This is a genomic window from Paenibacillus sp. JT22N7 (assembly GCF_059383875.1).
Genome location: NZ_JBXENY010000005.1, coordinates 517275 through 543425 on the forward strand (window position 1 = coordinate 517275; position 26151 = coordinate 543425).

25 protein-coding genes are annotated in these 26151 nt (G+C 51.4%); all 25 read right to left on the reverse strand.

What is annotated here, in order from left to right; all coding sequences use genetic code 11:
• Positions 1 to 168: 168 nt before the first annotated feature.
• The 25 genes from AC50Y5_RS16690 to AC50Y5_RS16810 all read right to left on the reverse strand — a co-directional run bounded on the left by AC50Y5_RS16690 (position 169) and on the right by AC50Y5_RS16810 (position 26146).
• Positions 169 to 1092, reverse strand: a complete 924-nt coding sequence (locus tag AC50Y5_RS16690; protein ID WP_056035342.1) for a nicotianamine synthase family protein — start codon at positions 1090 to 1092, stop codon at positions 169 to 171.
• A gap of 187 nt (positions 1093 to 1279) precedes the next feature.
• Complete coding sequence (locus tag AC50Y5_RS16695) at positions 1280 to 3295, reverse strand: amino acid adenylation domain-containing protein (RefSeq protein WP_494862203.1); 2016 nt, start codon at positions 3293 to 3295, stop codon at positions 1280 to 1282.
• 190 nt (positions 3296 to 3485) lie between these two features.
• Positions 3486 to 4370, reverse strand: a complete 885-nt coding sequence (locus tag AC50Y5_RS16700; RefSeq protein WP_494862205.1) for a cysteine peptidase family C39 domain-containing protein — start codon at positions 4368 to 4370, stop codon at positions 3486 to 3488.
• Positions 4367 to 4627, reverse strand: coding sequence for an acyl carrier protein (locus AC50Y5_RS16705; protein WP_494862207.1), 261 nt, complete (start codon positions 4625 to 4627; stop codon positions 4367 to 4369). The genes AC50Y5_RS16700 and AC50Y5_RS16705 overlap by 4 nt, the downstream gene beginning before the upstream one ends.
• A gap of 40 nt (positions 4628 to 4667) precedes the next feature.
• Complete coding sequence (locus AC50Y5_RS16710; RefSeq protein ID WP_494862208.1) at positions 4668 to 5723, reverse strand: phosphotransferase enzyme family protein; 1056 nt, start codon at positions 5721 to 5723, stop codon at positions 4668 to 4670.
• The gene (locus tag AC50Y5_RS16715; RefSeq protein ID WP_056035357.1) at positions 5720 to 6763 is read right to left on the reverse strand and encodes a hypothetical protein; all 1044 of its coding nucleotides are present in this window, start codon (positions 6761 to 6763) and stop codon (positions 5720 to 5722) included. Before AC50Y5_RS16715 ends, AC50Y5_RS16710 begins: the two co-directional genes overlap by 4 nt.
• Positions 6747 to 7805 carry an LLM class flavin-dependent oxidoreductase gene (locus tag AC50Y5_RS16720; RefSeq protein WP_494862211.1) on the reverse strand — a complete coding sequence of 353 codons (1059 nt, stop codon included), beginning with the start codon at positions 7803 to 7805 and terminating at the stop codon, positions 6747 to 6749. The genes AC50Y5_RS16715 and AC50Y5_RS16720 overlap by 17 nt, the downstream gene beginning before the upstream one ends.
• Positions 7806 to 7810: 5 nt before the next feature.
• Positions 7811 to 8077: a phosphopantetheine-binding protein gene (locus tag AC50Y5_RS16725; protein ID WP_494862213.1), complete on the reverse strand. Its 267-nt coding sequence runs from the start codon at positions 8075 to 8077 to the stop codon at positions 7811 to 7813.
• Positions 8064 to 9359: a UDP-glucose dehydrogenase family protein gene (locus AC50Y5_RS16730; RefSeq protein WP_494862215.1), complete on the reverse strand. Its 1296-nt coding sequence runs from the start codon at positions 9357 to 9359 to the stop codon at positions 8064 to 8066. The genes AC50Y5_RS16725 and AC50Y5_RS16730 overlap by 14 nt, the downstream gene beginning before the upstream one ends.
• The gene (locus AC50Y5_RS16735) at positions 9356 to 10450 is read right to left on the reverse strand and encodes an NAD-dependent epimerase/dehydratase family protein (protein ID WP_494862217.1); all 1095 of its coding nucleotides are present in this window, start codon (positions 10448 to 10450) and stop codon (positions 9356 to 9358) included. Before AC50Y5_RS16735 ends, AC50Y5_RS16730 begins: the two co-directional genes overlap by 4 nt.
• A gap of 19 nt (positions 10451 to 10469) precedes the next feature.
• The gene (rfbF, locus tag AC50Y5_RS16740) at positions 10470 to 11252 is read right to left on the reverse strand and encodes a glucose-1-phosphate cytidylyltransferase (RefSeq protein ID WP_056035368.1); all 783 of its coding nucleotides are present in this window, start codon (positions 11250 to 11252) and stop codon (positions 10470 to 10472) included.
• Positions 11253 to 11398: 146 nt separating this feature from the next.
• On the reverse strand, positions 11399 to 12202 hold the full coding sequence (locus tag AC50Y5_RS16745; RefSeq protein WP_056035370.1) for an ABC transporter permease: 804 nt from the start codon (positions 12200 to 12202) through the stop codon (positions 11399 to 11401).
• A gap of 5 nt (positions 12203 to 12207) precedes the next feature.
• Complete coding sequence (locus AC50Y5_RS16750) at positions 12208 to 13017, reverse strand: ABC transporter permease (protein ID WP_494862219.1); 810 nt, start codon at positions 13015 to 13017, stop codon at positions 12208 to 12210.
• On the reverse strand, positions 13004 to 13996 hold the full coding sequence (locus AC50Y5_RS16755; protein ID WP_056035376.1) for an ABC transporter ATP-binding protein: 993 nt from the start codon (positions 13994 to 13996) through the stop codon (positions 13004 to 13006). The genes AC50Y5_RS16750 and AC50Y5_RS16755 overlap by 14 nt, the downstream gene beginning before the upstream one ends.
• Before the next feature lie 14 nt (positions 13997 to 14010).
• Complete coding sequence (locus tag AC50Y5_RS16760; protein ID WP_056035381.1) at positions 14011 to 15051, reverse strand: Gfo/Idh/MocA family protein; 1041 nt, start codon at positions 15049 to 15051, stop codon at positions 14011 to 14013.
• A 14-nt stretch (positions 15052 to 15065) separates the two neighbouring features.
• A complete protein-coding gene (locus AC50Y5_RS16765; protein WP_056035384.1) occupies positions 15066 to 16256 on the reverse strand; it encodes a radical SAM/SPASM domain-containing protein in 1191 nt (396 codons plus the stop codon).
• 79 nt (positions 16257 to 16335) lie between these two features.
• Complete coding sequence (locus AC50Y5_RS16770; RefSeq protein ID WP_235533156.1) at positions 16336 to 17445, reverse strand: radical SAM protein; 1110 nt, start codon at positions 17443 to 17445, stop codon at positions 16336 to 16338.
• A gap of 35 nt (positions 17446 to 17480) precedes the next feature.
• The gene (locus tag AC50Y5_RS16775; protein WP_056035387.1) at positions 17481 to 18611 is read right to left on the reverse strand and encodes a hypothetical protein; all 1131 of its coding nucleotides are present in this window, start codon (positions 18609 to 18611) and stop codon (positions 17481 to 17483) included.
• Between the two features lie 30 nt (positions 18612 to 18641).
• Complete coding sequence (locus AC50Y5_RS16780) at positions 18642 to 19976, reverse strand: ATP-grasp domain-containing protein (RefSeq protein ID WP_494862223.1); 1335 nt, start codon at positions 19974 to 19976, stop codon at positions 18642 to 18644.
• The gene (locus AC50Y5_RS16785; protein ID WP_056035458.1) at positions 19973 to 20212 is read right to left on the reverse strand and encodes an acyl carrier protein; all 240 of its coding nucleotides are present in this window, start codon (positions 20210 to 20212) and stop codon (positions 19973 to 19975) included. The genes AC50Y5_RS16780 and AC50Y5_RS16785 overlap by 4 nt, the downstream gene beginning before the upstream one ends.
• Before the next feature lie 2 nt (positions 20213 to 20214).
• Positions 20215 to 21057 (reverse strand): class I SAM-dependent methyltransferase, encoded by an 843-nt coding sequence (locus AC50Y5_RS16790; protein WP_235533158.1) that lies wholly within the window; start codon positions 21055 to 21057, stop codon positions 20215 to 20217.
• A gap of 196 nt (positions 21058 to 21253) precedes the next feature.
• Positions 21254 to 22285 (reverse strand): hypothetical protein, encoded by a 1032-nt coding sequence (locus tag AC50Y5_RS16795; protein ID WP_494862225.1) that lies wholly within the window; start codon positions 22283 to 22285, stop codon positions 21254 to 21256.
• Positions 22286 to 22714: 429 nt separating this feature from the next.
• Positions 22715 to 24253, reverse strand: a complete 1539-nt coding sequence (locus AC50Y5_RS16800; RefSeq protein ID WP_056035399.1) for a glycoside hydrolase family 43 protein — start codon at positions 24251 to 24253, stop codon at positions 22715 to 22717.
• A gap of 51 nt (positions 24254 to 24304) precedes the next feature.
• Positions 24305 to 25195 carry a carbohydrate ABC transporter permease gene (locus AC50Y5_RS16805; protein ID WP_494862227.1) on the reverse strand — a complete coding sequence of 297 codons (891 nt, stop codon included), beginning with the start codon at positions 25193 to 25195 and terminating at the stop codon, positions 24305 to 24307.
• A 24-nt stretch (positions 25196 to 25219) separates the two neighbouring features.
• Complete coding sequence (locus tag AC50Y5_RS16810) at positions 25220 to 26146, reverse strand: ABC transporter permease (RefSeq protein WP_056035407.1); 927 nt, start codon at positions 26144 to 26146, stop codon at positions 25220 to 25222.
• Positions 26147 to 26151 lie beyond the last annotated feature (5 nt).

Here is a 26151-nt window from a genome sequence, read left to right on the forward strand (position 1 = left end):
TGGGCACATGAACTGTTCCATATGTAAAACAATCATTGCAAAAACAAGCTGGAATTCAGGCTATTGCCAGAATTCCAGCTTGTTTTAATGAAGCTACCGCTTCGCCTTATAAAACTCATGATCAAACGTCATGAGTGTTCTCTGCTCAGTCCGCGAGACCTACTCCAACTAATGCCCTGCCCTTCTCCTTTCTCCCTCCTCACTCCTTGCATCAGGATTAGTCGCACGATCCAGAAACAACGTTGAATTGATGACCAGATTAACATCAGGCCAAGTCCGTGCCAAAATCCGCCAACCCCGCTTATTCAGCTGTAATTCATCAATCGCTTCATACATGATTTGCCTCATGCCTACGGCCGTACGAACAGCTACGAGAGGACTTTGGGATGTACGAGCTATTTGTTCAAGCACCGCCAGCTTATTTTGCACGAGACTAGCTACAAAGATCCGGCTATAGCAGCTGTAATCGAACTCTGCCCCATCTTTCATCATGACATTCACTTTCGTTCCTAACCCCATTTTTTCGAGAAAAGAGCACGAGGTTTCACAGGCCGCTGGGTCGATATCAAGGCAGATGACCTCCACATCAGCTAATAGATGAAGAATAATCGCGCTAAGCGGCATCGGCCCGCTGCCAACAAATACAATCGGCGAATTCTCTATCTGACCATCTTGCCGATTAAACGGACGCAGGGTGGACAGCTCCTCGCTAACTAAAGCCATATAAATCGTCCAGTAGGGCAGCTGTGTGACGATATCCATTGCGGCAGCCTCCGCCCTGCAAATATGCTGAGAATCAGCCAGCTCTACTTGAAATTCGGCTTTTGACAGCTTATCCTGCAGCATTCGCTGGTTCATGACCATATATTCATCGCTTAGAACAGCCTTGATTTCTTCGGGCGAGTAGCAAATGCGCAATTGCTGTGAAAGGCGCCCGATCATGTTCGCCACCCGTAGATTGGCAGGAGAAAGATCCTCTTCTTTTTGAAGAAGCTCATTTATTTCACGAATAAAATCGATAAAATCATCAACCTTTTGAATGCTTGGCGCTCTCGCTGTATGAATAGTAGTATTTGTAGAAAAGTCCTCCATTTGCCCAATTCCTCCTTCAATCTGCATCCGCGTTCCCACTTCGAATATATTCGAATGGTTAGCAATGTAGACGAAGGTTAGGACTGGGTATTCAGCAAATCATCTTTAGCAAACGAACCGACGCTCATCAAATATGAAGAGTCGTCGCCAGCCGCATGCTGCATGGCCGCACAGGTCAGCATTGCACTTAGACGCACTCCTGCTTCGCAAGCAGTCGTTTTTTATCCACCTTTCCATTTGAATTAAGCGGGAATTCCTGCAGCTCGACAAACTGCTTAGGGATAATCGAGGGCGGCAGCCTCTGAAGCAAAAAAGCTCGCAGTTCGGTTACCGACACCGTTGCCGCTCCCGGCTGCGCCAAGCGATAATAAACGATCAGCTTTCCTCCTTCATCTTCCGGTGAAAAAAGGACAATAGCGGCTTGAATCGCCTGATGAGCTTCAACTGCTTTACGAATTGTTTCAGGATGAACGAGTATGCCATTAATTTTCAGCTGATCGTCGACCCTGCCGGCATATTCGACTAGCCCCTCTGGCAGCCATTTTCCAAAGTCTCCGGTGCGGTACAACATAGCTCCTTGTTCGAAGGGGTTCGGAACAAATCTTTGCTTTGTCAGCTCCTCGCGCTGCAGGTATCCCATAGCCAAGCCTTCTCCGGCGATGCAGATTTCCCCAATTACACCGATCGGGCATAGCTGCATGTGTGAATTAACGATGTATATGCTTGTATTTCCAATCGGCTTGCCAATCGTTACAGGCAAGCCTTCCTTCAGCTCGGTGGTTACGGACACGACCGTCGCCTCAGTCGGACCGTAGTGATTAAAAACCCGATATCCCTTGTGCACAAGACGATCCTTCAGCCCCTGCTCAAGGGCTTCTCCTCCGGAAATGACAATTTGCACGCTAGCGAGCCGCTCTCCTTCCGACAGCAGCCGATTGAGCAGCGTAGGGACAAGATGAATAACCTGTACCTGATGCTTGTCAATAAACTGCCGGAACGCGCGCTGATGCACCAACAGCTCGGTTTGAATCAAAACGACGCTGCCACCCCCTAGCAAGGTGCAAAAGATCGACTCTACCGATGCATCAAACGTCAAGTTGGCGGCTAGAAGCACACGAAGCGGCGCCTCTCTGCCATATTGGGCGTTAAACCAAGCTGCATAATTGACGACGTTCCGATGCCGGATCATCACCCCCTTAGAGGCTCCCGTCGTTCCCGATGTATAGATGATATACGCCAGAAGTTCTGAATCGGTCGACGTGTTAAAGCTCTTCTCAAAATCCGACTCGTCCGAGTAAGACGAAGCCTCATATGGGTTCAGCGTCTGGAGTCCCTGCAGCGGCGTGCGAGAGATCGCGATTTGGGCTTTGCAGTCTTCCAAAATGATACGGTTATGCGCCTCCGGTGCACGGAGATCGATGGGCAAGTATGCGGCGCCCGCTTTCAATATCGCCAATAAACCGATCAGCATTTCCGGCGTGCGGTCGGCCGTAATGGCAACGATCTGTCCCTTGCCTGCTCCCCTCTTGCGCAGCGATGCAGCAAGTCTGCTGGATTCTCTCTCCAGCTCCCCGTAAGTCAAGCTGCCAGCGTTTGAAACAACCGCTATGTGCTCCGAATACAGCGCCGCGCGTTCCGAGAACAGTCCGTGTATCGTCCTCTCCCGTGGAAACGCAAGCGTAGTCTCGTTGAAGCCCCTTGCGAGCTGAATATATTCATCGGCTAGCAGCATGGGTACATCCCTAAGCAGTTGATTGCGCTTGTGAAACATCGCCTCCTCCAAGCTGGCCACATGGGACTTGAAACGCTCCATAGAAATACTTTCGTGCAAATGCCCATTCCATCTCGCATCGTCATACACGATTTGTTCTAGCTCATCCTGCCATTCCGAGGAATATCGCTGCGGAGAAGCTTTAATAACCTCGTTTATTGAAGGAATGCCAAGCATGGCCTCCAGCCGCTGCAGCCATTTTTCAACCGTTTCGTCCACAGAGCAGTCTAGTTCCAAAAAAGTCCTATTGCCGGAGTCTGGTTCTTCTGGAGCTTTGCCAGTTCGCTTGCAGCTCCACAATGGCGGGCTCCCTTGCTCCTCCACGTACAGCTGAAGCTGCTCGGGCTCGTGGTATTTCACCAGCACAAGCCCCCAAGCCAGCCGTAAACTCGTTAATTGTACACGATCATGCCTAGCGAGCGTCATCGACATCTGCCCCTCCCTTGTAGAAGGTTTTAGTAGAAGGATTTGTCAGCTTAATCTTCTTCGTTGCAGAGCTTCGAGCATGGAGGCAAGAACCTCCTTCTCTAGCTTGCAAATCGTTTGCAGCCCATTTCCGATTTCCCTTGAAATCCCTGTCGGTCACAGCGTGCCATCACATCTTCGTCGCCATGTGCACCAGCTAACCCTTCGTCTCAGCTGCATGCAGCAGCTCAAGAAAACGATCAGCTGCATTCGGAAGCAGCGCCTCGCTCTCCTGATGGTTCTCAAGCCGGTTCTGTAGACGATCCCATATCGGCAGCGCCGGCTGAAGCAAAACCCTTGTAGCGAGATTGACCGTCACTCTCCAGTCGTCTATATACTGAACAATGCTTTGCCTCAGCTCCGACACGGCCTCTCCTTCTCCTAAAGGCAGCGGCGCAGCATCCACCATTCGGATAAAGCCGTACAGCCGATGATGGAAATGGCGCGTTGCCTTCAGGATCATACATTTGCGCAGCACCGTCTCCTCCGAGGCCAATAATCGCTGTGCAAAGTTGCTTAAGTAGAAGGAATCCGCCTTGAGCATGCGGGATACGTAGCCAATCGCAGAAGCATCCGTCACCTGAAGCATGCCTGGCACAAACCTCTGATACGGCAAGCCCAATGCATCATGGGCCGTCTTTAGTGCTGTCCGATCCATCCCCCCGCAAAACGCGGGATGATCGTCGAAGATCAAGTAGCTTCCGTCCGGCAGAAGCTCACGCACAACAATGTAGTGTCCTGCATGCTCTTTGCCGTAAAATACCTTCGCATGCGGCATGTAGAACAGATCGCAAGGGAGCAGTACCAGATGCCCGCTTCGCAGTGCCTCATCGATCCAGTTGTTTTCATAACTCCGCTCAATTCCATAGTGTGCAAGGAGCTGTTCCTCCGTAGCCAGCACCCGGCTCAAATCTACCTCCTCGCCTTCCTCGTCCCATACCGGCTTGAACGCCCAGCGGTCTATCATTGCCGCATAAGGGTGAATGCCTGGATAGAGGGTAAGCAGCTTGTCGATGGAGCAATCCACCCACGCGAGATTCATGGCTGCAGCTTTCCGCAAATGCTATCGACCATATGCTGCAAGGTGGCAAAATTTTCGAAAAGCAACTCCTCGTCCTCAAAGACGATATCAAAATTCGTTTCGAACGCTACAACAAGACTCATCGAAGCAAACGAGTCCATCCCATAGCTTGCCAGCTCATCATCTGGCGCGACATCTTCCTCCAGTTGAAGCTGTTCCTTGATTTGCGACTGCACATAACCCGCGATATGTTCCTTGGTCCATTCCGTACCGTTCATAATGGATCTCCTTTCTAGGCTTAGGATGCGATTAGCTTGTTCATGCCAAATCCTCAGGCTTCCTGCCAAACAAGGTGCCTCCTATAATATCTTTCCTATAACGGCTCAAGGTCCATCTCTCTGTAATTCCAGCAGGCCGCTCCCCCCAAGACCGGAAATACGACATATAAAGCTGGATATGACGAAACATCATCCAATCGGGAATATGGCGCTGAAGCTCTGCTGAGACGGTCCGGCAAACGGTATAGCCTTCCAAAAAATCATGCAGGAATAACTCCGGAGACCAACTGCTCTCACTCGCCCGGCTATGTTCCGCCAATCCGTAATATAAGGCAACCGCAATGTCGCTCGCATAATGATGATGCGTCAACCCGTCGAAATCGAACATTACGATGCCTTCCCCGGTCCAATGAAAATTGCGAGGATGCATATCGTTGTGGATTAAACCGAACTCCCCCGTACGCTCGGGAATCAGTCTTACTTTGGTTATCCAGGTGTCAGCCGCTGATCGAAGCTCCGGGAACGAGCTGAGGGCACACACGTCTAACGTTGGCAGCAGCTCAGATTCCTCCCAGCTGGGACGAATCCATTCGGGCTGCTTCGGCGCGTAAAGCTCGGCAAGGCTGTGCAGCCTTCCCATGGCCATCCCCCATACTTTGTAAAGCTTGGGGCCATAGTGGCCGGGACCGACGCGCTCGCCCTCTGCCCACTCGAAAGCATACGCCCAGTATCCCGAGCTTCCGCCACTTCCTTCGCCGTCCACTTTGCCGTCAATGGCATCCATGCCATTCATGCTATTGATGCTGCCGCTGATGTTTTCTACGTATTGCCCGCTCCTTGCAACGATGGGCCTAGCCACGGAAACGCCATGAGAGGCAACAAATTGAATAAAATCGATTTCTCCCATCAGCTGTTCCCGAGTTCGACGGCTTTTCCGGGTCATTTTTAAAATAAATTTGCGACCCTTCAATTCCCATGCGTATACTCCGCTCTCATAGCTCTCCAGCGGAACGAATGCGACCCGTTCTAGAGCGAAGCGTCCGATCGCTTCTTGAACGAGTCTGTTGTCGTCTTGTACAAACAAATTAGCTTTCATCGGCTGGCAGTTCCTTGTTCCTCGTCTACCGCTTTCAGCAGATCACACAGCAATTTTTCGTGCTCGTCAAGAAGCAGAGTGAATCGATCCTGCAGCAGGCCGATCTTATCGCGCTGGACGGATAAGCCAACCTTGTATAACTGCATCAGTGCTTTGCGCCATTTCTCCCGCAATCCTTCCACGCGGTATAGAAGCTCTTGGCCCTCTTGTGGCCATCGCCCTTCATAGCGCCCGATATATGCAGCAAGGTATTCAAGCTGATGAAGCATCCCCCCGACCCGGAAGCAATAATACACGTTCCGGCACACAGCAGAGAACGCCGGAGCATCTAACGCAGGCAGCTTAGCGTAGTCCCTTACATACATACGGTAGGCAAGACTGCCTTGGTACCTTTGGTCAGGCAATTCTAAGCCTTGATTAAATGAGCGAATGTTTTGGAGCACCTCATTAAATCGTTCTAAGCCTGAGAAAAGCTTCTGCTCCGCATCAGTCTCGAACCAAGCGTACCCCCATAATCCTCTTCGCAGCGCATCGACCGTCAACACTCCTTCATAGGTAGTGACATGCCCCGCCTGATCGAGAAAGGAGCTGTCGCCGATCAGCACCGAATCGCTGCCATCGTCCCAGCCAAGCAGAAGGACAAGGTGATTTCTCTCTTCTCCGTCTCTGAATACCTCATGGTAGTCGAGCGATGTCGTACGTATAAACAGCAGCGGCATGCGGCCTCGCAGCACAGCCTCCCGCAGGCGCAGCAGCGCGGCACCCGGATTCAGCTCCACCTCGAACGAGGCATGCGGCTTAAGTCCGTAAGTTTGGGCGAATCGTTCTACAATGTCCTGCTGAGACGCAAGCCAAACCCTGTTCAGATCGCCGTAGTACTCCAAATTCTGCCCGTTCGTCTCGAAATAAATATCCGCTTCATCGCTCTCCGCTGCCGCTTCCGGCCGTTCTCGCTCCAAGATGTGGTACAAACCGGAGAACAAGCAGTGCAGGCCCGCGCGTATGGCAAAAGGTTTTTTATGCTTAATGTCCATTTCCATGGGTTGTGGCCTCCTTTACCGCCGGCGAGAGTCTCGCAGGTTCCCCATTTCCTCTTACATAGGGGAGAATGTACTCGCCGATGCGCAGCTGTTCATCGGGCCCCGCGAGCCCGCTTAGAATAAAATAGTCTACGCCTAGCTGTTGGAACTTCCGAATCGACTGCCGCACCTCCTCGTACGATCCGACGATGGAAAACCCGTTTGATGTATTCAGCTGCACGAGTCCTGCCCATAAGTGCTCGGATACTTTTGCCATCGGGTCTGCATAATGCGCTTTGTAGCTCTGAATCCCTGCAGCATCGCAATTATTGCGGAACAGCCGGTTCGTGCGCTTCTCTAAAGCGCTCGCTCCGCCAAGAAAACGCTCTGCTGCGGCCCAAGCCGATTCAGTCGTCTCTCTGGCTATAATATCGATCATAATGCCGCACTTAGGACGATGCAGACTTGCCTTAGGGATATATCCGCGAAACGTTTCAAGCCGATTGCTGACAACCGGATAATCATGCCCGTACGTTAAATAATGGTGTCCGCTGGCAGCCGCGATTCGCATAGCCTCTGGGGAGCTGCCGGAAATGAACACGCTGCCGCGAGCAGGCGGCTTCGGATACAGCTCTCCTTGATTTACCTCGAACCATGAGCCTCTAAAGTGGACAGTCCCGCCTTCTTGCAGCCGGTGAAACAGCTCTACAAATTCCTTCGTCCGCTCATAGCGCTGCTCGTGGCTAAGCGCTTTCGTCATGCGCCCCATCTCAATGGCCGAGCTGCCGGTTACCACATTTATATCCGCTCGGCCGCCAGTAAGCAGATTTAATGTGCTTAGCGCTTTTGCTGCTGCCGTTGGCAGAATATAGCTCGTATTTTGCGCGATCAGAAATCGCAGCTTCCCGGTTCGCTCGGCCAAATACGCGGCAGCAAGCCAAGGGTCCATGTATTCGTTCGCGTTGATCAACAATACGGAATCAAAGCCGTACCCTTCGGCCGCTCTAGCCTGCTCCGTTATCCGCTGAAGGTCACCGTGCGGAAGCATCCAGCAAAAAGCCATTTCGCTCACTCCTTCGAAGGCTGCATCTCCTTGTATTTCGAGATCAGCTCCCCGATTTTTCGCATCGTGGAGACGTTTTCCGTCAATAAATCTTCATCATCGATCATCAGGTCAAAATATTGCTCCAGCTCGACCACAAGCTCGACCACAAGAACAGAGCTTAAATACTGCTCCGTTAAATCCGCATCCTCTCCAAGCGCCACCAGCAGCTCCGGCTCTAGGTTCAGCAGCTTCGCCAAAATATTCACGATATGTTCCTTATTGTCCAGCATGAACAATCACCCCGCTTTGCTCTTCCGTATATCTGCCGTCGATGACGGGCTTGCCCGAGAGCAGATGCCTTTTCTCTTTAAATTCCTCCCAGCTGGTAATGATCGCGATAACCTCGCTCCCCGAAACCAGCTCCTCCATCGTTTGCGCATAAGAAATGGGCAGTCCATAAGCATGGTCGAACGCCTGCATCGATAGCGGGTCATAAACAGCGATGTTCAAATATCCCATCCCGAGCATTAGACGTATGATTTCGAAAGAAACGGCGCCGCGTACATCGTCGCTGCCCGGCTTGAATGAAAGACCCAGAAGACCAATCTTTCGATTCTTATCGTGTCCGGCAGCAGCGGCAATCCGCTCCGCCATTCTCATCTGTGCCTTTTGGTTCACGTCAACCGCAGCCTGCAGCAGACCAGCTTGTTCGCCAATAGCGGAAGCATGATGAATCATTGAAGCGATGTCCTTAGGCAAGCAATACCCTCCGTAACCGCAGCCCGGATACACGTAATCGGTCATCTTGGCCGGCGTGCCTTGCCAGCGCTTGTCCTCGTGAAGCAAATCGAACGCCTGAGGAATATCGATGTCGCCAGTCCGCTCTGCAATCATCGCCATCTCATTCGCGAAACTGATCAGCGTGGCTAGCAGCGAATTGGACATGTATTTAACAAATTCGGCGGCTGTGGCTGATACGCGGCGGACGGGAGCATCAAAGCCCAAAGCATACAGCTCCGCAAGCATCCTTCCGCCGATCGGCTCAGCTTCCCCAATGACGATCCGGTCTGGCTCCATCACATCGCGCCACGCCGAGCCTTCTCTTAGAAACTCCGGGTTTGCTGCTAGACCGACATGTTCCCCAGGGCGTAATCCGAACTGCTCGAGCAGAGGCGCAATTACGCGGGAGGTCGTACCCGGCGGTACTGTGGACTTTATGACCAGCACGCGAAACCGTCCGTCCGACAACACCTCGCGGCTTGCCTTCAGCCCATCCAGCAAAGCGTTCAGGTCCGTGCCGCCATCGGCAAGAGCGGGAGTGCCAACGCAGTAAAAAATATATTCCGCCCTGCGCAAAGCTTCTTCAAGCGTATCGCAAACGATGAATCGATTGCCCAGATAGCGGCCAAGATGCTCCTGCAGCTCCGGCTCGTGAAACGGGATCTTTCCCGCTTGGTACAGCTCCCTTTTGTTCGAATCGCAATCGTATGCGAATAGGGTACAGCCGAGACGATGGGCAAGTCCAAGCCCGGTCGTCAGACCGACGAAGCCTAGTCCGATCACCGCGATCATACGGAGATCAGCTCCTTCTGCAGAAACCTCAAGTAACGTCTGACTCCTTCGGACACTTCAATCTCGGGCCGGTAACCGAGCACACCCCGGGCTTTGGACAAATCTGGACAGCGCCTGGACGGGTTATGCAGCAAGTAATCCTTCTCCGGGGAGGCAGCGTAGTGGATATCGCCCGTGTAGCCTTGCAGCTCGGAGGCAGCCTCACGGTATATGCCAGCCAACTGCTCAACGGACAGCTCGCCGCCGTCCATGCCGATATTAAAGCAGTCGAATTCGTCATGCAACAGGACGCGGAGGTAGCCGTCAATTGCGTCGGCAATATAGCAAAACGTCCGGGTCGGCTTGCCGTCCGAATGAATCACAATCGGGTCATCCCGGAGCACAGCAAGCGCAAAGTCGGCAGGCACCCTGCGGTCCATAAGCGACATGCCGGGACCGAAATTGTTGAACGGCCGCACAATACGGACCGGCATGCCGAATGTCTGATGATAGACGTAGCACAACGTCTCGCCCATTCGTTTCGACTCATCGTAGCATGCGCGCGGTCCAATGCTCGGCACATGTCCCCAGTACGACTCAGGGGTCGGTATGAAATTTGGGTCCGGATCGCCGTATATCTCGCTGCTGGAAAAGAACAGAAGGCCCTTCAGCGGGCGATGCTTATAGAAGTCGAGCAGCCGCTGCAGTCCCATGACATTCGCTTCAATCGTTTCCACTGGAAACTGCCGATAAAACGTGGGCGAGGCGATGGAGGCCATATGAATGACGTAATCCGCGCACTCGGCACCCTGTACAAGCTCAAGGCTGTCTCTGGCAATATCGAACGTGTGCGCCTCAATATCCTGATGCTCCGCCACTAGGGAGGAAAGCCACTCCGGGATGCCGGAACGGAATGTATCGAGCAGCAGCAGCTTGTCATAGGCATAGCCCTGACGCTTCAGATGGACGAACAAGTGAGTCAGGTAAAAGCCGATAAAGCCGCCGCCGCCGGTAATCAGAATCCTCATGCCGGCGAAGCAGGCTGGGTTGACCATTTTATCTTGGATATACGCCATATCTTCCTGCATGATCGGATTATTCATCGCATCCATAGACGCTTCAGCCCCTCCCTTAATTGTCGTGCCAGCGCTTCCAGGGGGCTTCCCCAGAAGCCCAAAGGCTCTCGAGATACTGCTTGTCGCGCATCGTGTCCATGCAGTCCCAGAACCCGTCGTGTCTGTAAGCCATAAGTTGTCCTTCCTCAGCCAGTCGTGGAAGGACGTCGCTTTCAAGCACATCCGTATCGTGACCGATATATTCAAGCACGCCTGGCTCAAAAACAAAAAAGCCGCCGTTAATCCAGCCACCGGTATCGGCCTTCTCCTTGAAACAGACGACCTGATCGCCTATCAGATCCACGGTGCCAAATCGGGCGCGTGGCTTGACGAGCGTAACCGTGGCCAATTTGCCATGGGATTTGTGATAATCGAGCAAGCTCTTGACGTCGATATCGCCTACTCCATCCCCATAGGTCGTCATGAAGGTATTATCGCAAAGCTGATCCCGAAGCCTGTGCAGCCGCCCGCCCGTCATGGTGCTCAGCCCTGTATCGAGCAGATGCACCGTCCAATCCGGCTGCCTGTGCCTGACAATATCGACGGTCGCTTGGCTCATATGGATGGAGAAATCGTTTTGCAAATACATATAATTGAGAAAATATTGCTTGATCATTTCCTTCTTATAGCCTAAAGCGATAATAAACTCATTGAAGCCGCAAGCATCGTAAATGTTCATAATATGGCATAAAATCGGCATGCCTCCGATCTCTACCATCGGCTTCGGCCGCAGCACCGTTTCTTCACCCAGACGGGTACCGAAGCCGCCGGACAATAAGACGACCTTTGTTTTCTCCATCTCCGACGCTCCTCTGTTATGAACTTGTATCATGTAATGGTCATGCTTTTGGCGTCCTCGCTGCTATGGCGGTTTCTGGGCATTCGCAGCCCGTAATTGGGCATACCCCACTCGACTCGACTAGGCTCCACACCGCACCCCCACCGCTAGCTGCTCGCGCTGGAGTAATTACGGATGGCTACGTTCCACAGCTTCCGCGAGAGGAATAAAAACAGCAGCGGAGCGATCAGGAACCAGACCATATGCACCCAGGTCAGCCGGTCGAGCACGAACAGCGGCGGAAAATTAGTAATGACAAACACCGGGAACAAAAACGTGCCTGCATGCCGAACCGAGCGGCCATATATGTGCATCGGCACATGGTTCATATCCCATATGGCGGTTGACATCTGATTGACCGCCGCCGTCTGTACCGTCCAGAACGAGATCAAGGATGGCATCAGGAAGATGGCATATTTGAGCACGATGCCGAGGAAAATGAACAGCAAAAACATCACTACCCGCGAAAGTGTGACCGGAATGCCCATGCGCGACCAGGCAAGGATAATCATCCCTGCCCCAGCCACCACGTTTGTAAATGAAAATCCGAAGTCTACATTGCGAAGCGTAGCGATAAACTGCAGCGAAACCGGCTTTGTGATGAGCAGATCCAGCGTGCCGTTTCGAACATGATTGCTCAAATTCATGAAGTTCGAATAAAAGAAAAGACAATAAAAGCCCGTCATCATCGTAAAGGACCCGACAAACATCATCATCATATCCGGTGTATAGCCGTTAATGACGACCCCGACGCGGAACGCAACCATCACATAAAGCAGCTTGATGAATAAATAAGCGATTTCGATCGTGTTCGCGAACAAAAAATTGATCCGGTATTCCATCTGGGCGATAAAGCAGTTTTTGACGAAAACCTTGTAGATCAATGCGTATTTTTTTAATGTCTTTAACAAGGGACCTACCCTCCCACCGCAATATACTTCGTGAGACCCTGCCTCCACAGCAAGGTCGAGAGCGCGGCGAACACCCCAATCCAGACCAGCTGCATCATTGCCCCGGCAGCAATCTCCGGGCCGGTCAACATGCCGCTGAGCAGACGAATGGGAAAATAAATCACATAATTGAATGGCAGCGTCAGCAGAATAGCCTTGGTAACCGGGCCGTAAATATCCAGCGGGAACAAACCCCCGCCCGCAATATTGGCGAGCAGCGCAAACGTCCGAAACGCGCCATTCGCTTCCGTAAACCAGAAAGCGACGGCACTTAAGCTATAATAGATGAAGAAGTTCAGCATTAAGGCGCTGGGCACGACGCATAGAAACAGCAAAATATGGGACAGGTTGACCGGAAAGTCCAGCCACACGTTCAGCAGCAGCATGACGATCACCGAAAGGGCGAGTACAACGAGCATTTGCACGCTTTTTTCCCCAAGAAAACAGAAAATCCGGTATGATAAATACCCTATCGGCTTGACGAGGTACTTATTCAATCCGCCGTCCTTGATGTCCCGGGCAATTTCGTACTGGAACGTGGTGCCGATCAGCTTGGACATCAAGACCGCCAGAACGGAATAAGCAATCATCTGGTTATACGAAAATCCGAATACAATTTGTTGGCCCGAGCTAGTAAACACCGCTCTCCAGTAGAAGTACTGAATTAAAATCGGAAAAACCGCGCCAAACAGATTCAGAAAAAAGTTCGTCCGGTATTCCAGCGAATTTTGCACGCCCAGTGAGAAGGTTTTCAAATACATGCTATGCAGTCTCATGCTTCTCACCGCCACTTTGGTACAGCAGGGCGATGCCCTCCTCAATCGGAATATCCTCGATGGTGAAATCAATTACGGGCAGGTGGTCAAGCACCCAGCGCGACATTTTTTTAATTTCCGACTGCTCGAACACGAACTTCACATGAGTATCCTTGAATTCCTTGACTTCTCCGACCTGATTCAGCATCCATTCTTCAACGGGCTCGGAAAGCACCAGCTTCATAATTTTTTTATGCCCAAGCCTTTCATTGACCTCACTCAGCCCTCCGTCAAATACGATTCTTCCGTGGTTGATGATAATGGAGCGATCGCACAGTTCCTCAATATCGTTCATGTAATGGCTGGTCAGGACGATGGTCGTTTTTTTGTCGCGATTGTAATATTTGAAAAACTCCCTTATTTTGCGCTGCGAAATAATATCGAGACCAATGGTCGGCTCATCTAAGAGGAGGATTCTCGGCTTATGAATGAGAGCGGCAATCAGCTCCATCTTCATCCGTTCGCCTAGCGACAATCTGCGCACCTGCACCTTCAGCAGCTCCTTCACGTCAAGCAGCTCGGTCAGCTCTCCCAGCGTCCGCGCATACTCCGCATCGTCCACCTCGTAGATGCATTTGTTCAGAAACAGCGACTCATTCGCGGGCAGATCCCACCAGAGCTGATTTTTCTGTCCCATGACGATGGAAAATTGCCGTTTAAATTCGTTTTTCCGCTCCCATGGCGTGTAGCCGAACACTTTGGCGCTGCCGCTCGTCGGATGCAATATGCCCGATAGCATCTTGAGCGTCGTCGTCTTGCCGGCACCATTGGGCCCGAGGAACCCGACGACCTCTCCCTCCTCGATGCTAAAGGAAATATCCGACACCGCATGTTTCGTTTGCTGCTCGCGGCGGAACAAATTTTGGATCGAACTTTTAAGTCCCAACTCCTTCTTATGGTAAGTGAAGGATTTGGATAAGCCGTCAACCTCAATGATCATCCCTGTTGTCTCCTTTACTTCATACGTTCCTCGACATGGCGCTTGCGGTACACAGCGGCCGCATGAATCCGCTCCTGGAGCCTGACCCGCTCCAGCGATTCACGAAGAAGCTCGAGACTTCCTTTGCCATTGCCAGTCCCAGTCAAGACGCTGTCGCGGAAATACTCCAGCTGCTTCTCGTAATAATGCTGCCGAACAAAGCTTATGCTGCCGAGCGGACGGCCGGTTCCGGGCTCCTCGATCTTAATCGTGATTTTATATCTCCCAACGTTGGCGCGAAAAAAATCGTTTACTACCAGGGCGGCATGCTCCAGCCTCAACACATGCCGCGTGCGGTAAGGTCGCTCGAAGGAAGCCGATAGTTCCGCAGCGAACCCGCTGGCATAGGCGAGCGATGCGTCGAACGTCCAGTCGCAGCCCCGCGGACCGTCAAACTCTGACTCCGCTTTCAGCTTCGTGGGCTTGGCTGCCTCAAAGCCAGGCAGCTGCTGCAGCGTTTGCAGCCAGTAGCAGCCAAGGTCGGCGAAGACGCCTCCTCCTCGGCCCGGATCGCAGCGGTAGCTCGTCAACGGCAGATCGCGCATCGGTATATGCATCTCCGTGCGCATCTGCAGCAGCTTGCCATAACGCTGCCCCTGAATCAGCTCCCGGAGGGCGCTTTGCCACGGGTGATGCTGGATCATCAGCCCCTCCAGCACGACCGCCGATTGGCCGGCTAGCCGCTCCGCAAGCTTTGCGCACTCACCCGCATTCATCGCGATCGGCTTCTCCACGAGCACGTGCTTGCCCGCCTCGACCGCGCGCAGCACCCATTCGGTATGAAGATCATTACTCAGCGCGATATACACGGCGTCCACATCCGGGCTTGCCAATACGTCCTCAAGCTGCTCAAATACGCGCGGGATGCCGAATTCGGCGGCTAGCGCCTCCGCTCGCGACCTAGTACGGTTGGCAACGCCCACCACCCTAATGCCTCCGACGAACGGTAGCGGCTGGAATACCGCCCTGCGAACGATCGACGCGCAGCCGATGATGCCTAGAGCTAAAGTTCTCATGTTGTCATCAGCTCCTATATGTGCTTTAGCGCCGAGACGCCATGCAAATAAAGCACATTGCACTTGGAGCATGCCGGGGTCAAGCCGTTATTGATGGTTTCACGAAGACGATCGTATTCCTCAGAATTCCATATTTCCTCAAGGCTTTTTTCTTTTAGATTGCCAACCGTGAACTCGGAGAAAAATTTGCAGGCCGAAATGTTTCCCGTCGGCGTTACGTCAATACGTGTAGCCAGCGCCAGACAATCGGTCGCACAGCGGCTGGTCATGACCTCGCCTGTGACGAAACGCTCAATTTCGTCAAATTCGAGCCCCGGCTGGTAGCGCAGACGGGTGTGCCAGACACGCTCGTTCATTTTGCGAAGCTGCTCCAGCAGGGAGGGAAGATGATGCGGCTCTATCCGGTATTTGAAGGCGTGCCAGCTGCTCTTCTCTCCCTCTTCAATATGGCGCAGCCAGTCAAACTGCTCGCGAAAATAATCATCCATCTGCAGCGACGTATCCTGAGCAATGTACCAGGGGAACGTCAGCAGCACGAGATCAATTCCCCGCTGCTCGAAGCTCTCCATCAAGTCGTATAAATAATAGATGTTTGCGTTATTAATGACGCAATGGACCGAAATCCGTCCATGGAACCGGCCCTCCGATCGAAGCGCCAGCAGCTGGTCGATGCCTTTCATCACCTTGCTGTAAGAGCCCTTTCCCCGGATGAGATCGTGATCCTTCTCAAACCCTTCCACGGCGATAAGCAGCTCCAGCTGTTCAGAAATACGCAGTATTTGCTCCATATATTGATCGAAGAGCAACCCGTTCGAGCAAATCGTGACCTCTCGGGGATCCTCCTCCAGCATCGTCAAAATGTCGCCGAACTGCCGGTGGAACATCGGCTCGCCGCCCCACAAATACAAGCGGGATTTCGCCTGCTTCGTATCCTCGAACAACTGTTTCACAATGGACACGTCGATATCCAAATTTTGCTCAGCCGTTTCCATCTGATGATGGTAGCCATCCTCGTTCCATTGGTAGCAATGCTTGCAGCGCAAATTGCAGCGGTTGGTCAGCTTAATGGCGACAACCTCGGGAAGCTCCGTCTTGTATTTCGGGTTTTCCCTCTTCTGCCTCATCGGGATTGCTGCGTTTCGAATCGTTCGCTTTAGAATCTCGAACGATTTCTCATCCATTCGGATATTTGTTTTAGGCTGCACGCTTACTTCCCTCCCCTTAAGCTCAGCAGAGACTTCTGCGCGGAGCGAGCCTCTACCGTCTCAACTTTGGTAAGGCCGCTCAGCGCGGCTTCTCGTTATAATACAAGCAGCAGCCCGGACAAATAGAGAACAGCTGCTTGCGCAAATAATCCCTGTACTGCTTGTATTTCGTGCCGTTCCAGATCTCCTTTAAGCTGAGCTCATTGACGTTCCCAAGCGATAGATCGTAGAAATTGTGGCAGGAGGTTACCTCGCCTCTAGCACTCACCTCCGTGCTGATCCATGGAAAAACGCAGCGCTTCTTCATATTGGTAACCTTGGACCATTCCGCATTAAAATAATGGCGGATATTTTCCTCGCTGATTACCTTCGGATACGCATTGAAGTACATGCCGTGCTCCGCACAGTGGCGCTCGATTCGCTTCAACTGCCGGCATAGCTCCGCTGCATCGACTTCCGCGAACTGCGCAGGATCAGCGATGAAGCCTCTGGCAATCGGCGCGGCGGCAATATCGAAATGCTCCCGCAGCACGCCTGCGTAGTGATCGTAGCGCTCCCGGGTGACATACTGCTGCAGCTCGACGCTAATACAATCCAGCATCGCAAGGTCTACGCTTTCAAAGTAGAATCGCTCCAAATGCCTGTAATTCGTCGGCGTGACGGTCGTACTGATGCCAATTTTCGGGTATTCGCTGCCCATCGCTTCCCTAAGCTCATAGAGCTTGCGGATGCCTTTCATTGCTTTGCGGAAGACGCCTGCTCCCCGCTGTGCGTCATTAATTTCCTCAGGACCATCAAGCGACACCCAAATGCGCTCTGGCGGAAAGGCCATAATCATCTCCGCATGCCGCTCCAGCAAAGTACCGTTTGTAGGAAAATGTGCTTTGCTCCCCGTTGTATGAATGAGCTCCAATACTTCGTCGATCCATGGGTAAAGCAGCGGCTCTCCCCCGTAAAGCTCATAATAGGGACGTGTATCCTTGCAATCCTCAATAATCCGTTTCACCACGCCGATATCGAGCTTTTTCAGCTCCGGCTTCTCCTTGTAAGAGCCGTTCTCCCCCCACTCGAAGCACATTTTGCAGCGCAAATTGCACGATTCGATCAGCTGCAGAAAAATCCACTTGGGACTGTGCAGGTCTAACGCTTGAGCCGCGGCAGGCGCGGACTCCGTTCTGATTGCCATCATCTCGCCCTCTTCCCTGAGGTTACCGTCCTTCACCCTCAAACGATTCGTTCCAAATAGTCGTCCGTATACGATCTCGTAGCCGCTCGTTTCGCGAGCAGCCGTTCATGAATCGTCGCTAGCGCCTCCTCTGCAAATCCCGCCCGCTCCCAATCCTCATAGGTAATTCCGAGTCCGTGCTCCAGCCATACTTCCAGGTTTCTCTTCTCATGCTCGCCGAACGGTTCGAGCATAATGACTGGCGTGGCCGAGGCCAGCGAATCCATCAGCGTCCCCGCACCGGGCTTGCTAATGATGCCCTTCGCCTGACGAATGACATCATAGAGACCGTGGTGGGACGGCAAATTGGAAAATGACGGTGCAGTATCCGGCCTAATCTCGCCGAACCTTGGAAATTCATGCTCCCCGGATTCTCCTTTATTCCAAGCCGTCCACTCGGGATCGTTCATGTAATAACGATTGCCAAGCTGCTGCCCCTGAGCCTCCGCCGGCTCATAAGCAACGACATCAAGGGCAAACCCCAGCTGCGCAAGCTCCGGTATTTTCCCTTGATACGTCCCCATCCCCCAGCCTCCGCCGTGAATGACATACCTCGGCGCTCTACCTGCGAAAGGCAGCGGTTCTCCGTCGCCAACACGAATTTGCAGATGAATAGACAACGTTGACGACGCATACAGCCACACCTCTCGGTAACGGTCCGGATAATCGGGCATATATTTTTTGAGGCTTTTCCAAGAAGGTGACAGATCCGAATCCACATACAGCAGATCGACCTCCAGCTCGGCGGCGGCGGCACCAAGCTTCTCTCTGTACAGCTCCAGGATGTACACCCAATGCCCAGACAAGGAAATAAACCTCCTTCGTCCCTCCGCCGCCCAGCTGTTTAGCAGGTCAAAGATTTTTTCCGGATCGAAGCTGTCCCGAATATCCTTAGGCAGCTTAGTGGCGATTTTCGCAAGTGCGAAATTGGCATGATAAGCCTTCCTGCTGTCTACGATTTTTGCTTGCTTTTCTAATTGCATGAAACTTTCGAATACCAGCACCTCGGTCAGTATGCCGCGCTGTCTCAATTGATAGTTCACAATTAAACCAGGGTTATAGAAACCAAGACCGAAGCCTGAGCAAAGAATCGTGGTAAAGTGATTGTCCCGATTAGCCCTATTGCCCATCTTATTTTCCTCCTCATTCCCTTTAGGCGCTTAATTGGTTACGGCAATACCGCGAGACTTCAGGAGGGCTCGCATGCGGGCAAGCAGCTCGCTGCAGCATTCTATCCGCCCCGCGACCGCGGACAAATAGAGCCTTCCCTTGCGCTTTAAACCGGGTGCTTGATTAATCGTGAACGTACCAGCACTAAGCGGGAGAATTCCCTCTCCCCGTTCAGGCCGGAAGAGCAGCCCTTCGCGGTCCATAGCCGCAAGCAGATCGGCGTACTCCACGATTCCAAGGCAGATGACGGACAAATAGGTAAGGTTCCCCTGAAGCGAAAATTCGGCCAAATAATCGTCCAGCCGTTTTTTGATCAGACTCATCGACTTGCGCGCGTTAATTTCTACAATAGGCACGAGACTGCCGTCCGCCAGCAGCATCGAATCGACACAGACGTGGCCGTTGTAACCGCTCTCATAAAGCATCTCGGCCGTTTTTTGCATCAGCTTGAAATAGCCTTCGCGCTCCAGCTTCTCTATGAGCTCCACACTTGCACTGAACGTGCCCTGATAGGCAAATTCGGCGTTCAAAACCTGCTGTACGGAAATGAGCTCATAGCCGCCGTCCGCATCAATATGGAATTGGCATGAAAAATCAGCTTCCTTGCCCAGCAGTGGCTCGAGCAGAAACAAGGTTGATTTTCCCTTCTGCTCCTGGACAGCGACATACCCGGCTATACGCTCCAGTGTCGCCGTGCTTTGGATCAGCAAGTTTCCCTTGCCAGATACCCCAAACGTATCTTTAGCAAGCACGGGGCCAGCAAGCAGCATAGCTTCGGCGGCGCGCCTCAGCTCCGTATGACTCCTCACAATCCTCGTAGGCGGGCCATACCCCAAACCTTCTCTCAGCTCTGCCGAATACAGCTTGGAATTCACGTGCCGAATCGTCTCCATAGCTGGATAACGCCCATCGAGCCGATAAAGCGAGGACAGCTCCTGCAAGCCGTCCAGTACGGCAAACGGCTCTATAAAGCCGCCTGGCGGAAGCAGCTCCTTATACTTGCGCACTGCCCCTTTATTCAGCATTTGCTGGAAGGGATTTACGTCCTGCGCTCCGCCGCTATCCTCAAGTGGCTCATCGCTAGTCCTGAACGTCAAGCCGATGTCGCTCAAATACCGAAGCTGCGCCGGAGCCACCGGATTCCGGGTAAGCAGCACGTCCGAGCTTTCGCAAAATAAAAATAACAGCTCGTCCATGGCGCCAACTATCGCCTTCGCCTGCGGGTCAGGCAGGGCTGGCAGCTTCGCCAGCGTCTCATCCCGCCACAGCGTCTCCGCATCGAAGGCGCCGCAATGGATCGTCGTTACGCCTCCAGCCCGCCTCATGCGCTCTTGGCTTGAATAAAGTCGCAAAATATATCGATAGACTGCAGATGCTCCATATCAAATTGGTCAAAATCGATTTCGATTTCGAATTCGTCTTCAATCCGGAGTATGAAATTAATCAGCTGGAGCGAGTCCAGCCCCGCATCGTTCAGCATGTCGGAAGCTCCCGTCAGCGTAGCTGCCAGGTCGGGCTCGTTCTTGATTTCGGAAATAATCGTAATAATTTGCGTCTGCAGCATTACTTGTTCTCCCCTTCGTTTCGTTTTCGAATAACCGCCAAAATATCGGTTTGCGGGTATTTCAAATTATAATTGGTTAAGTGCGGCTGCCGATTTTCCGTGATCGAAATGAGCTCCAATTCCCCAGGTAGTGAAGCCAGCACGTGCTCGATGAAGGCTTGCTTCGTAAAACGCCAAATGACGCCGTCAATAGACGAATTGGCCATATAACCCGCGCTCATTTGTTTGCCTGAGCCCTGCTCCTCCAAAATAACAGGATCCAGAATCCACAATTCCCCTCCTTTATTTAGTAGTCTTGCACATTCCTTAAACGCTTTTTTATGATGCCGGATGTGATGAAAGCACCTGGCGAAGACGATCTTGTCAAAGCTTTCATCCGCCTTGTCCACCTGATAAATGCCAGAATGGATGCAATTGTGCAGCCGGCCCTTCTTCATGCCGAATTGCAGATATTTTTCATTAATATCGAGATTAAAAAACTCGGCATGCCTCCATCCTTTCGCATGCTTGTTCAGAAGCCCCGTCCCGCAGCCAACCTGCAGCACTCTTCCTTGTAATTCAGGCAAAAAATGATAAACCGCTGTCGGTCTTGGAAAGTTCAGCACAAACATCGACAGCTCATACAGCCGGGGGTGCTTTTCTACCAATCGCACGAGCTTGCTGACGTAGAAGGGATTTTTTTTCGTTTGCTTTTTGAAATCGCGTTTGTTCCAGAAATAATAAGGCGGGTACAGCAAGGCGTAATACATGAGGTAAATCAATCGCAGCAGCATAACGCCAAGCAGACTTGTGTGTCGACTGACCTGATGCTGAATCGGTGAGGTTGTAAGCGTTGTCTTCATTGCCAAGCGGGTGAACAACTCCTCTCATCTACAACATGGTCGATGTAGCTTCTGTGAGTCAATGGCCTTCCTCAACTTTATAGACATCGGTGTTCGCTGTGCAATAAGACTTTTTTGATGAACGGTTTCTTGCTTTGAATAAGTGTTATTTCCTTCTATTGCACTTTTTTTAAACATTTGCACTTTTTAGAAATCGTTAAGTAATAACCAATTGATTCAAGCATTTTTCCAAAAATAACGCCTCACTACGCTTTAACTGCTGCGTGCAGCGAATGGCCTTAACGATGTTGCTCGGGTCCCTTCTGACCCGCTGCTTCACACACCATTGATGAAGGATTACGGTTTGCTTAAGCACATCCTGCCCCATCGCAAACAGACCGTTATCGGAAATCAGCTTGTGAGCATGCAAGTACTCGATTCTTTTCATCATCCATTGCTTATGATTGACGAGCGTCTGGAGCGCTTTCATATGAATGAGCGGCTGCTCTGATTCCAGCTCCCTTTCAAGGAATTGCTCAAGCAAATCATACAATCGCAGGCCGAACCAAAAATGGATTCTTTGCGGATTTTTTTCGGTCAACGGCTTGGACAGCAAATACTCCTCCAGTGACCTTGCGATAAAATGAACGTCAAGCTCAAAAGCTGGCGTACTTAAATCCCGGTATGGATACTGGATAATCTCTAGTGTCTGGCTGATACGCTGCCTGATGGGCCCAGCATGCCGAAGCGATTCTCGCAGCAGATCGAAGCTTACCGGTCTACCCGAGTCATAGACCGGCGGATTCGAAAAGTAGCCGGCAACATAGAACAGCTGCTGCGAAACATCGACGCCGTGAATAAGCAAATGATGCACCTGCTGCTTGGTTTGATAAGAGGACGTGCCGGGAATATAATATTCGTCTAGCGCGATGGCTAAATATTGATTTTTGTGCAAGCAATCGATGAAGAAGGATAATGTATCATCAAACCACGACCTCAATTGATCCGTATGCAGCTTTGACACAAAGGTATACGGCAGTTCGTGAAAAAAAGAATAGGATGCGAAATGAATAAAGTTGCCCTTATCAAATTCGGGAACGCCAAACAGATGGATGTAGTGGCTAAAGAGCCACGGCAGCGACAACGCTTCGTCCGTCAGCACAATTGCTTGGGAGAAAGCATGGTACGAATTGACATCAATGATTGGCTTGCGAAGCGGAAGGATATGAGAAGTGTTTACAGCTTCCAAATAGATCGCCTCTTTTCAGTGGGATAATCCCACCATAGGTTAATCTCTTTTTTCCTGCAATTGCACTTTTTTGAAATTAGGAAAAATCAAAGCGATTGGCGCTTCCGTTTCCGCTTTGCTCAGGAATGTGCAGAACTTCAAGTATTTCACCACATCGCGGTCATCGAATGATCTTAATTTACTGTGGCTATCATGCGGGGCCTCTGACTATCTGTTGTGGGTAAGCCAGAATTTCCATAATAGCTTGAACAGTATGAATATCCCGCATCATCTACGGTAAGCAATTTGGTGCAGAAGATGAAGCAGGCTTGGTTTTAAAAAAATTAAACATTATCAGTAAAGTGCGATATAAAAATAAAAAAGACCGCTAATCAATTAGCGGCCTACGTCCAATCTTGGTCGTACAGATTTGAAAATTAATCCTGAAATTTAATTAGTTCTATAATCAAAATAATCGAACTGTGCCGGTGAGTCACTTGGTATCCCATTGCCGGAAGCATACAAGCCAACGTAGACTCCTGTAAAACCGCCGGCCACTTCGCTTGACAGATAGAAACATTCTCCCCGTCCGAGCTCCGTCTCCTCCTTACCGTTCAATGTAAAGGCAAAGACATAAGTAGTCGCATCTGCTGCGATGCTTAGAAGGATGGAACCTACGGGAATGGTCTCCTCCCGCTCCACTTTCCACAAGGAGCCTATTCTCCGGCGAAACAGTACCGTCTTAACCCCGTCAATGCGAGTTACGGCAATCTCATAATGCCCCTTCTCATTCATATAAATGGTTAAGCCAGCTTCCTCTCCATCTCGAGTAGGCTCGAAATCCAGCAAGGCAGATACCTTACATTCCAAATGACGCTGCCGCTGGCCGACGAACGTCTGACGTTCGGTCCCATCAAGTCCCTGTTCCATACCGAGGAGCGTTAGCCAACCTGGCCGGCGCGTGAGCGAATACGCCTCTGGCACCGGATTGCGAAGGTAATTCCAATGCAGGTTGAGCGACTCGCTGTTAAAATCATCACGACAAATGCCTTCGCATTTACCAAGACTTCCTTCATAAAAGGATGGGCCCTCAATTTCTAATTGAGCCTTGCCATCATATCCGATAACAGGCCAACCATCATCCGACCACGTAATTTGAATTAAAAACGTTTCCCTACCTAAATGATGATAGAACGGATAACCAAGAGGACGGATACCCAGGTAGACTGCCCACCAGCTTCCATCATGCGCTTCGACGAAATCGGCATGACCCGTTGCCTGAATCGGTAAGCCGGTACTGCGGTTACTCAAGATAGGATTGCTCGGACAAGACTGGAATGGACCGTAAGGCTCCTTGCTTCTTGCAATTGTCACCATATGACCGAACTCAGTACCACCTTCCGCAATAAGCAAGTAATACCAATCGGCTATACGATACAAGTGCGGACCTTCGGGGTAGCTGCCTCCCGTTCCCTCCCAGATCAGCCTGCGCTCCGTAAGAATGGCTCCCGTATCGGGATCCATCTCCGCCTGATAGATGCCCGGAAGCTCATCTCCTCCTCCGGTACCAGTCACGTACACCTTTCCATCTTCATCGAACATGAGCGAAGGATCAATACCGCCCCACTCCAGCCAAACGGGCTCTGACCAAGGCCCTTCCGGCCGATCTGCTGTCACAATGAAGTTCCCACCATGCTGTACGTTCGTGGTGATTAAATAAAAGCGACCGCCGCGATAACGCAGAGTAGGTGCATAGATTCCCGTGAAGCTGAAGGCCCCGCCGCCGCTAGTTTTAGTCCCTAGAGGCAATTGGCTTTCCCTAGTCAGCACGTGCCCGATCTGAGTCCAATTGACCAAGTCGCTGCTGTGAAAGATCGGAATGCCGGGGTAATAGTTGAATGAGCTGTTGACTAAATAATAATCGTTTCCGACCCTGCATATGCTGGGATCGGGATAACAACCGCTCAAGACGGGATTGGAGAATTTCATTGTCTTCAACTCCTATAGTCCGAATAGCTGATAATGACGGCCCTGCCAGGTTTATTTGACAGCTCCGATCGTAATGCCCTTGACAAAATATTTCTGGAAGAACGGGTACGCAATGAGGATCGGAAGCACGCCGACCGCCGCAATCGCCATTCGCACGGAGGTGCTTGGCAGCTCAGAAATCGCTTGGCTCGCGCCCGTGCCGGCCGCGTTGCTGTTGCTCGTCAGAAACTGGATGTCCGTGATCATCTTTGTCAAAATAGTCTGTATACCGAACAGACGTGAATCGGTCAGGTAGATAAGACCGTTAAACCAATCATTCCAATAGTTAATAGCTTGGAACAGCCCGATCGTCGCCATGATGGGCAGCGACAGCGGAAGCACAATCCGATAGAACGTTTTGATCTCACCCGCGCCGTCAATGTTAGCCGCTTCGATCAAGGCAGGTGGAATGGACGTTATGAAGAATGTACGGACAAGCAGGACGTTGAAGCCGCTCATGAGCAACCCCGGCAGTAACAGTCCGAATATGGTGTTCTTGATATCGAAGAGTTGAGTGTACACCAGATAAGTCGGTACCAGCCCGCCATTGAATAGCATAGTAAAGAACACGAGAAACGTCCAGAAGTTGCGCAACGGCATATCCCTGCGCGATAACGGATAGGCAAGCGCCGAGGTAATCGCAAGACTAACCGCCGTACCGACAACTGTGATGAACACGGTAATGCCGTATGCTCGGCCCAGCTCAAGATGATGTGTCCACAAGTATTCGTAAGCAGACAAACTGAATTGCTCCGGAAAGAATGTATAGCCGTTCCGAATAATGCTTGCTTCGCTGCTAAGCGATGCCATGATCAGTAGCGCGAATGGTATGATACAGGCCAACGCGAACACCGACAGCGTTACATTAGCGATCCAGTTTATAGCTTTATTTTCGATAGCCATGGTTGTTATGCTCCTCCACTCGCCCTAGAACAAGGCGTTCTCCCTGTTGATTTTCCGGACGATATAGTTCGCGCCCAATACGAGCACGAATCCGACGAGCGACTGGTAGACTCCTGCGGCGGATGCCATGCCGATGTCGCCCAGCACCATAAGACCGCGGTAAACGTAGGTGTCGATGACATTGGTCGTATCGGCGATCGCTCCAGCGTTCATTGGCACCTGATAGAATAGGCCGAAGTCGGAATAAAAGATACGTCCGATGCCAAGAAGCATCAACATCACGATGACTGGCGTAATAAGGGGGATGGTGATCGCACGGATCTGCTGCCACTTACTCGCCCCATCGAGTGTTGCCGCCTCGTAATATTCGGTATCGATGCTGATAATAGAAGCCAGATAAATGATACAAGAGAATCCTACCGACTTCCATAGATGCACGATGGTCAGAATGTATGGCCAATACTTGGGCTCTGTGTACCAAGATATTTCGTCAATGCCCAGAAGCGGCAGTATCGTCTTGTTCATGAAGCCCGTCTCCATGCTGAACGCGGCGTAAGCCAGATAGCCAACGACTACGAATGAAATGAGATGCGGTAGAACGATGACGCTCTGATAGAAGCGCGACAGTACCTTTTTCCTCACTTCATTTAGCAGAATAGCGAACGCGATGGCGAGGACCGTTCCGAGAATAATGAAAACGGCATTATACAGAATCGTATTTCTTGTAATAATAAAGGCGTCACTCGTCTTGAACAGATACTCGAAATTGCTAAAACCTACCCAGTCGCTCGCGAAAATACCCTGAGAGTAATTGATGTTCTTGAATGCAATGAACATGCCAAGCAGCGGTAAGTAGTTATTGATCAGCAGGTAAGCAAGACCCGGAAGCATGAGCAGTGTAAGCGGTAAATATTTAAAGAACGTACGGTGTCTTTTTTTTGTATAATCCATTCCTA

Excerpts from the sequence above, each read along its gene's own strand:
- AC50Y5_RS16735 (WP_494862217.1), bottom strand. The coding sequence starts at position 10,450 with ATGGATGCGATGAATAATCCGATCATGCAGGAAGATATGGCGTATATC.
- AC50Y5_RS16775 (WP_056035387.1), bottom strand. The coding sequence starts at position 18,611 with ATGGGCAATAGGGCTAATCGGGACAATCACTTTACCACGATTCTTTGC.
- AC50Y5_RS16705 (WP_494862207.1), bottom strand. The coding sequence starts at position 4,627 with ATGAACGGTACGGAATGGACCAAGGAACATATCGCGGGTTATGTGCAG.
- AC50Y5_RS16760 (WP_056035381.1), bottom strand. The coding sequence starts at position 15,051 with ATGAGAACTTTAGCTCTAGGCATCATCGGCTGCGCGTCGATCGTTCGC.
- AC50Y5_RS16755 (WP_056035376.1), bottom strand. The coding sequence starts at position 13,996 with ATGATCATTGAGGTTGACGGCTTATCCAAATCCTTCACTTACCATAAG.
- AC50Y5_RS16690 (WP_056035342.1), bottom strand. The coding sequence starts at position 1,092 with ATGGAGGACTTTTCTACAAATACTACTATTCATACAGCGAGAGCGCCA.
- AC50Y5_RS16725 (WP_494862213.1), bottom strand. The coding sequence starts at position 8,077 with ATGCTGGACAATAAGGAACATATCGTGAATATTTTGGCGAAGCTGCTG.
- rfbF (WP_056035368.1), bottom strand. The coding sequence starts at position 11,252 with ATGGAGAAAACAAAGGTCGTCTTATTGTCCGGCGGCTTCGGTACCCGT.
- AC50Y5_RS16710 (WP_494862208.1), bottom strand. The coding sequence starts at position 5,723 with ATGAAAGCTAATTTGTTTGTACAAGACGACAACAGACTCGTTCAAGAA.
- AC50Y5_RS16800 (WP_056035399.1), bottom strand. The coding sequence starts at position 24,253 with ATGAAATTCTCCAATCCCGTCTTGAGCGGTTGTTATCCCGATCCCAGC.
- AC50Y5_RS16730 (WP_494862215.1), bottom strand. The coding sequence starts at position 9,359 with ATGATCGCGGTGATCGGACTAGGCTTCGTCGGTCTGACGACCGGGCTT.
- AC50Y5_RS16790 (WP_235533158.1), bottom strand. The coding sequence starts at position 21,057 with ATGAAGACAACGCTTACAACCTCACCGATTCAGCATCAGGTCAGTCGA.
- AC50Y5_RS16715 (WP_056035357.1), bottom strand. The coding sequence starts at position 6,763 with ATGGAAATGGACATTAAGCATAAAAAACCTTTTGCCATACGCGCGGGC.
- AC50Y5_RS16720 (WP_494862211.1), bottom strand. The coding sequence starts at position 7,805 with ATGGCTTTTTGCTGGATGCTTCCGCACGGTGACCTTCAGCGGATAACG.
- AC50Y5_RS16810 (WP_056035407.1), bottom strand. The coding sequence starts at position 26,146 with ATGGATTATACAAAAAAAAGACACCGTACGTTCTTTAAATATTTACCG.
- AC50Y5_RS16700 (WP_494862205.1), bottom strand. The coding sequence starts at position 4,370 with ATGAATCTCGCGTGGGTGGATTGCTCCATCGACAAGCTGCTTACCCTC.
- AC50Y5_RS16750 (WP_494862219.1), bottom strand. The coding sequence starts at position 13,017 with ATGAGACTGCATAGCATGTATTTGAAAACCTTCTCACTGGGCGTGCAA.
- AC50Y5_RS16770 (WP_235533156.1), bottom strand. The coding sequence starts at position 17,445 with ATGATGGCAATCAGAACGGAGTCCGCGCCTGCCGCGGCTCAAGCGTTA.
- AC50Y5_RS16780 (WP_494862223.1), bottom strand. The coding sequence starts at position 19,976 with ATGAGGCGGGCTGGAGGCGTAACGACGATCCATTGCGGCGCCTTCGAT.
- AC50Y5_RS16805 (WP_494862227.1), bottom strand. The coding sequence starts at position 25,195 with ATGGCTATCGAAAATAAAGCTATAAACTGGATCGCTAATGTAACGCTG.
- AC50Y5_RS16695 (WP_494862203.1), bottom strand. The coding sequence starts at position 3,295 with ATGTCGATGACGCTCGCTAGGCATGATCGTGTACAATTAACGAGTTTA.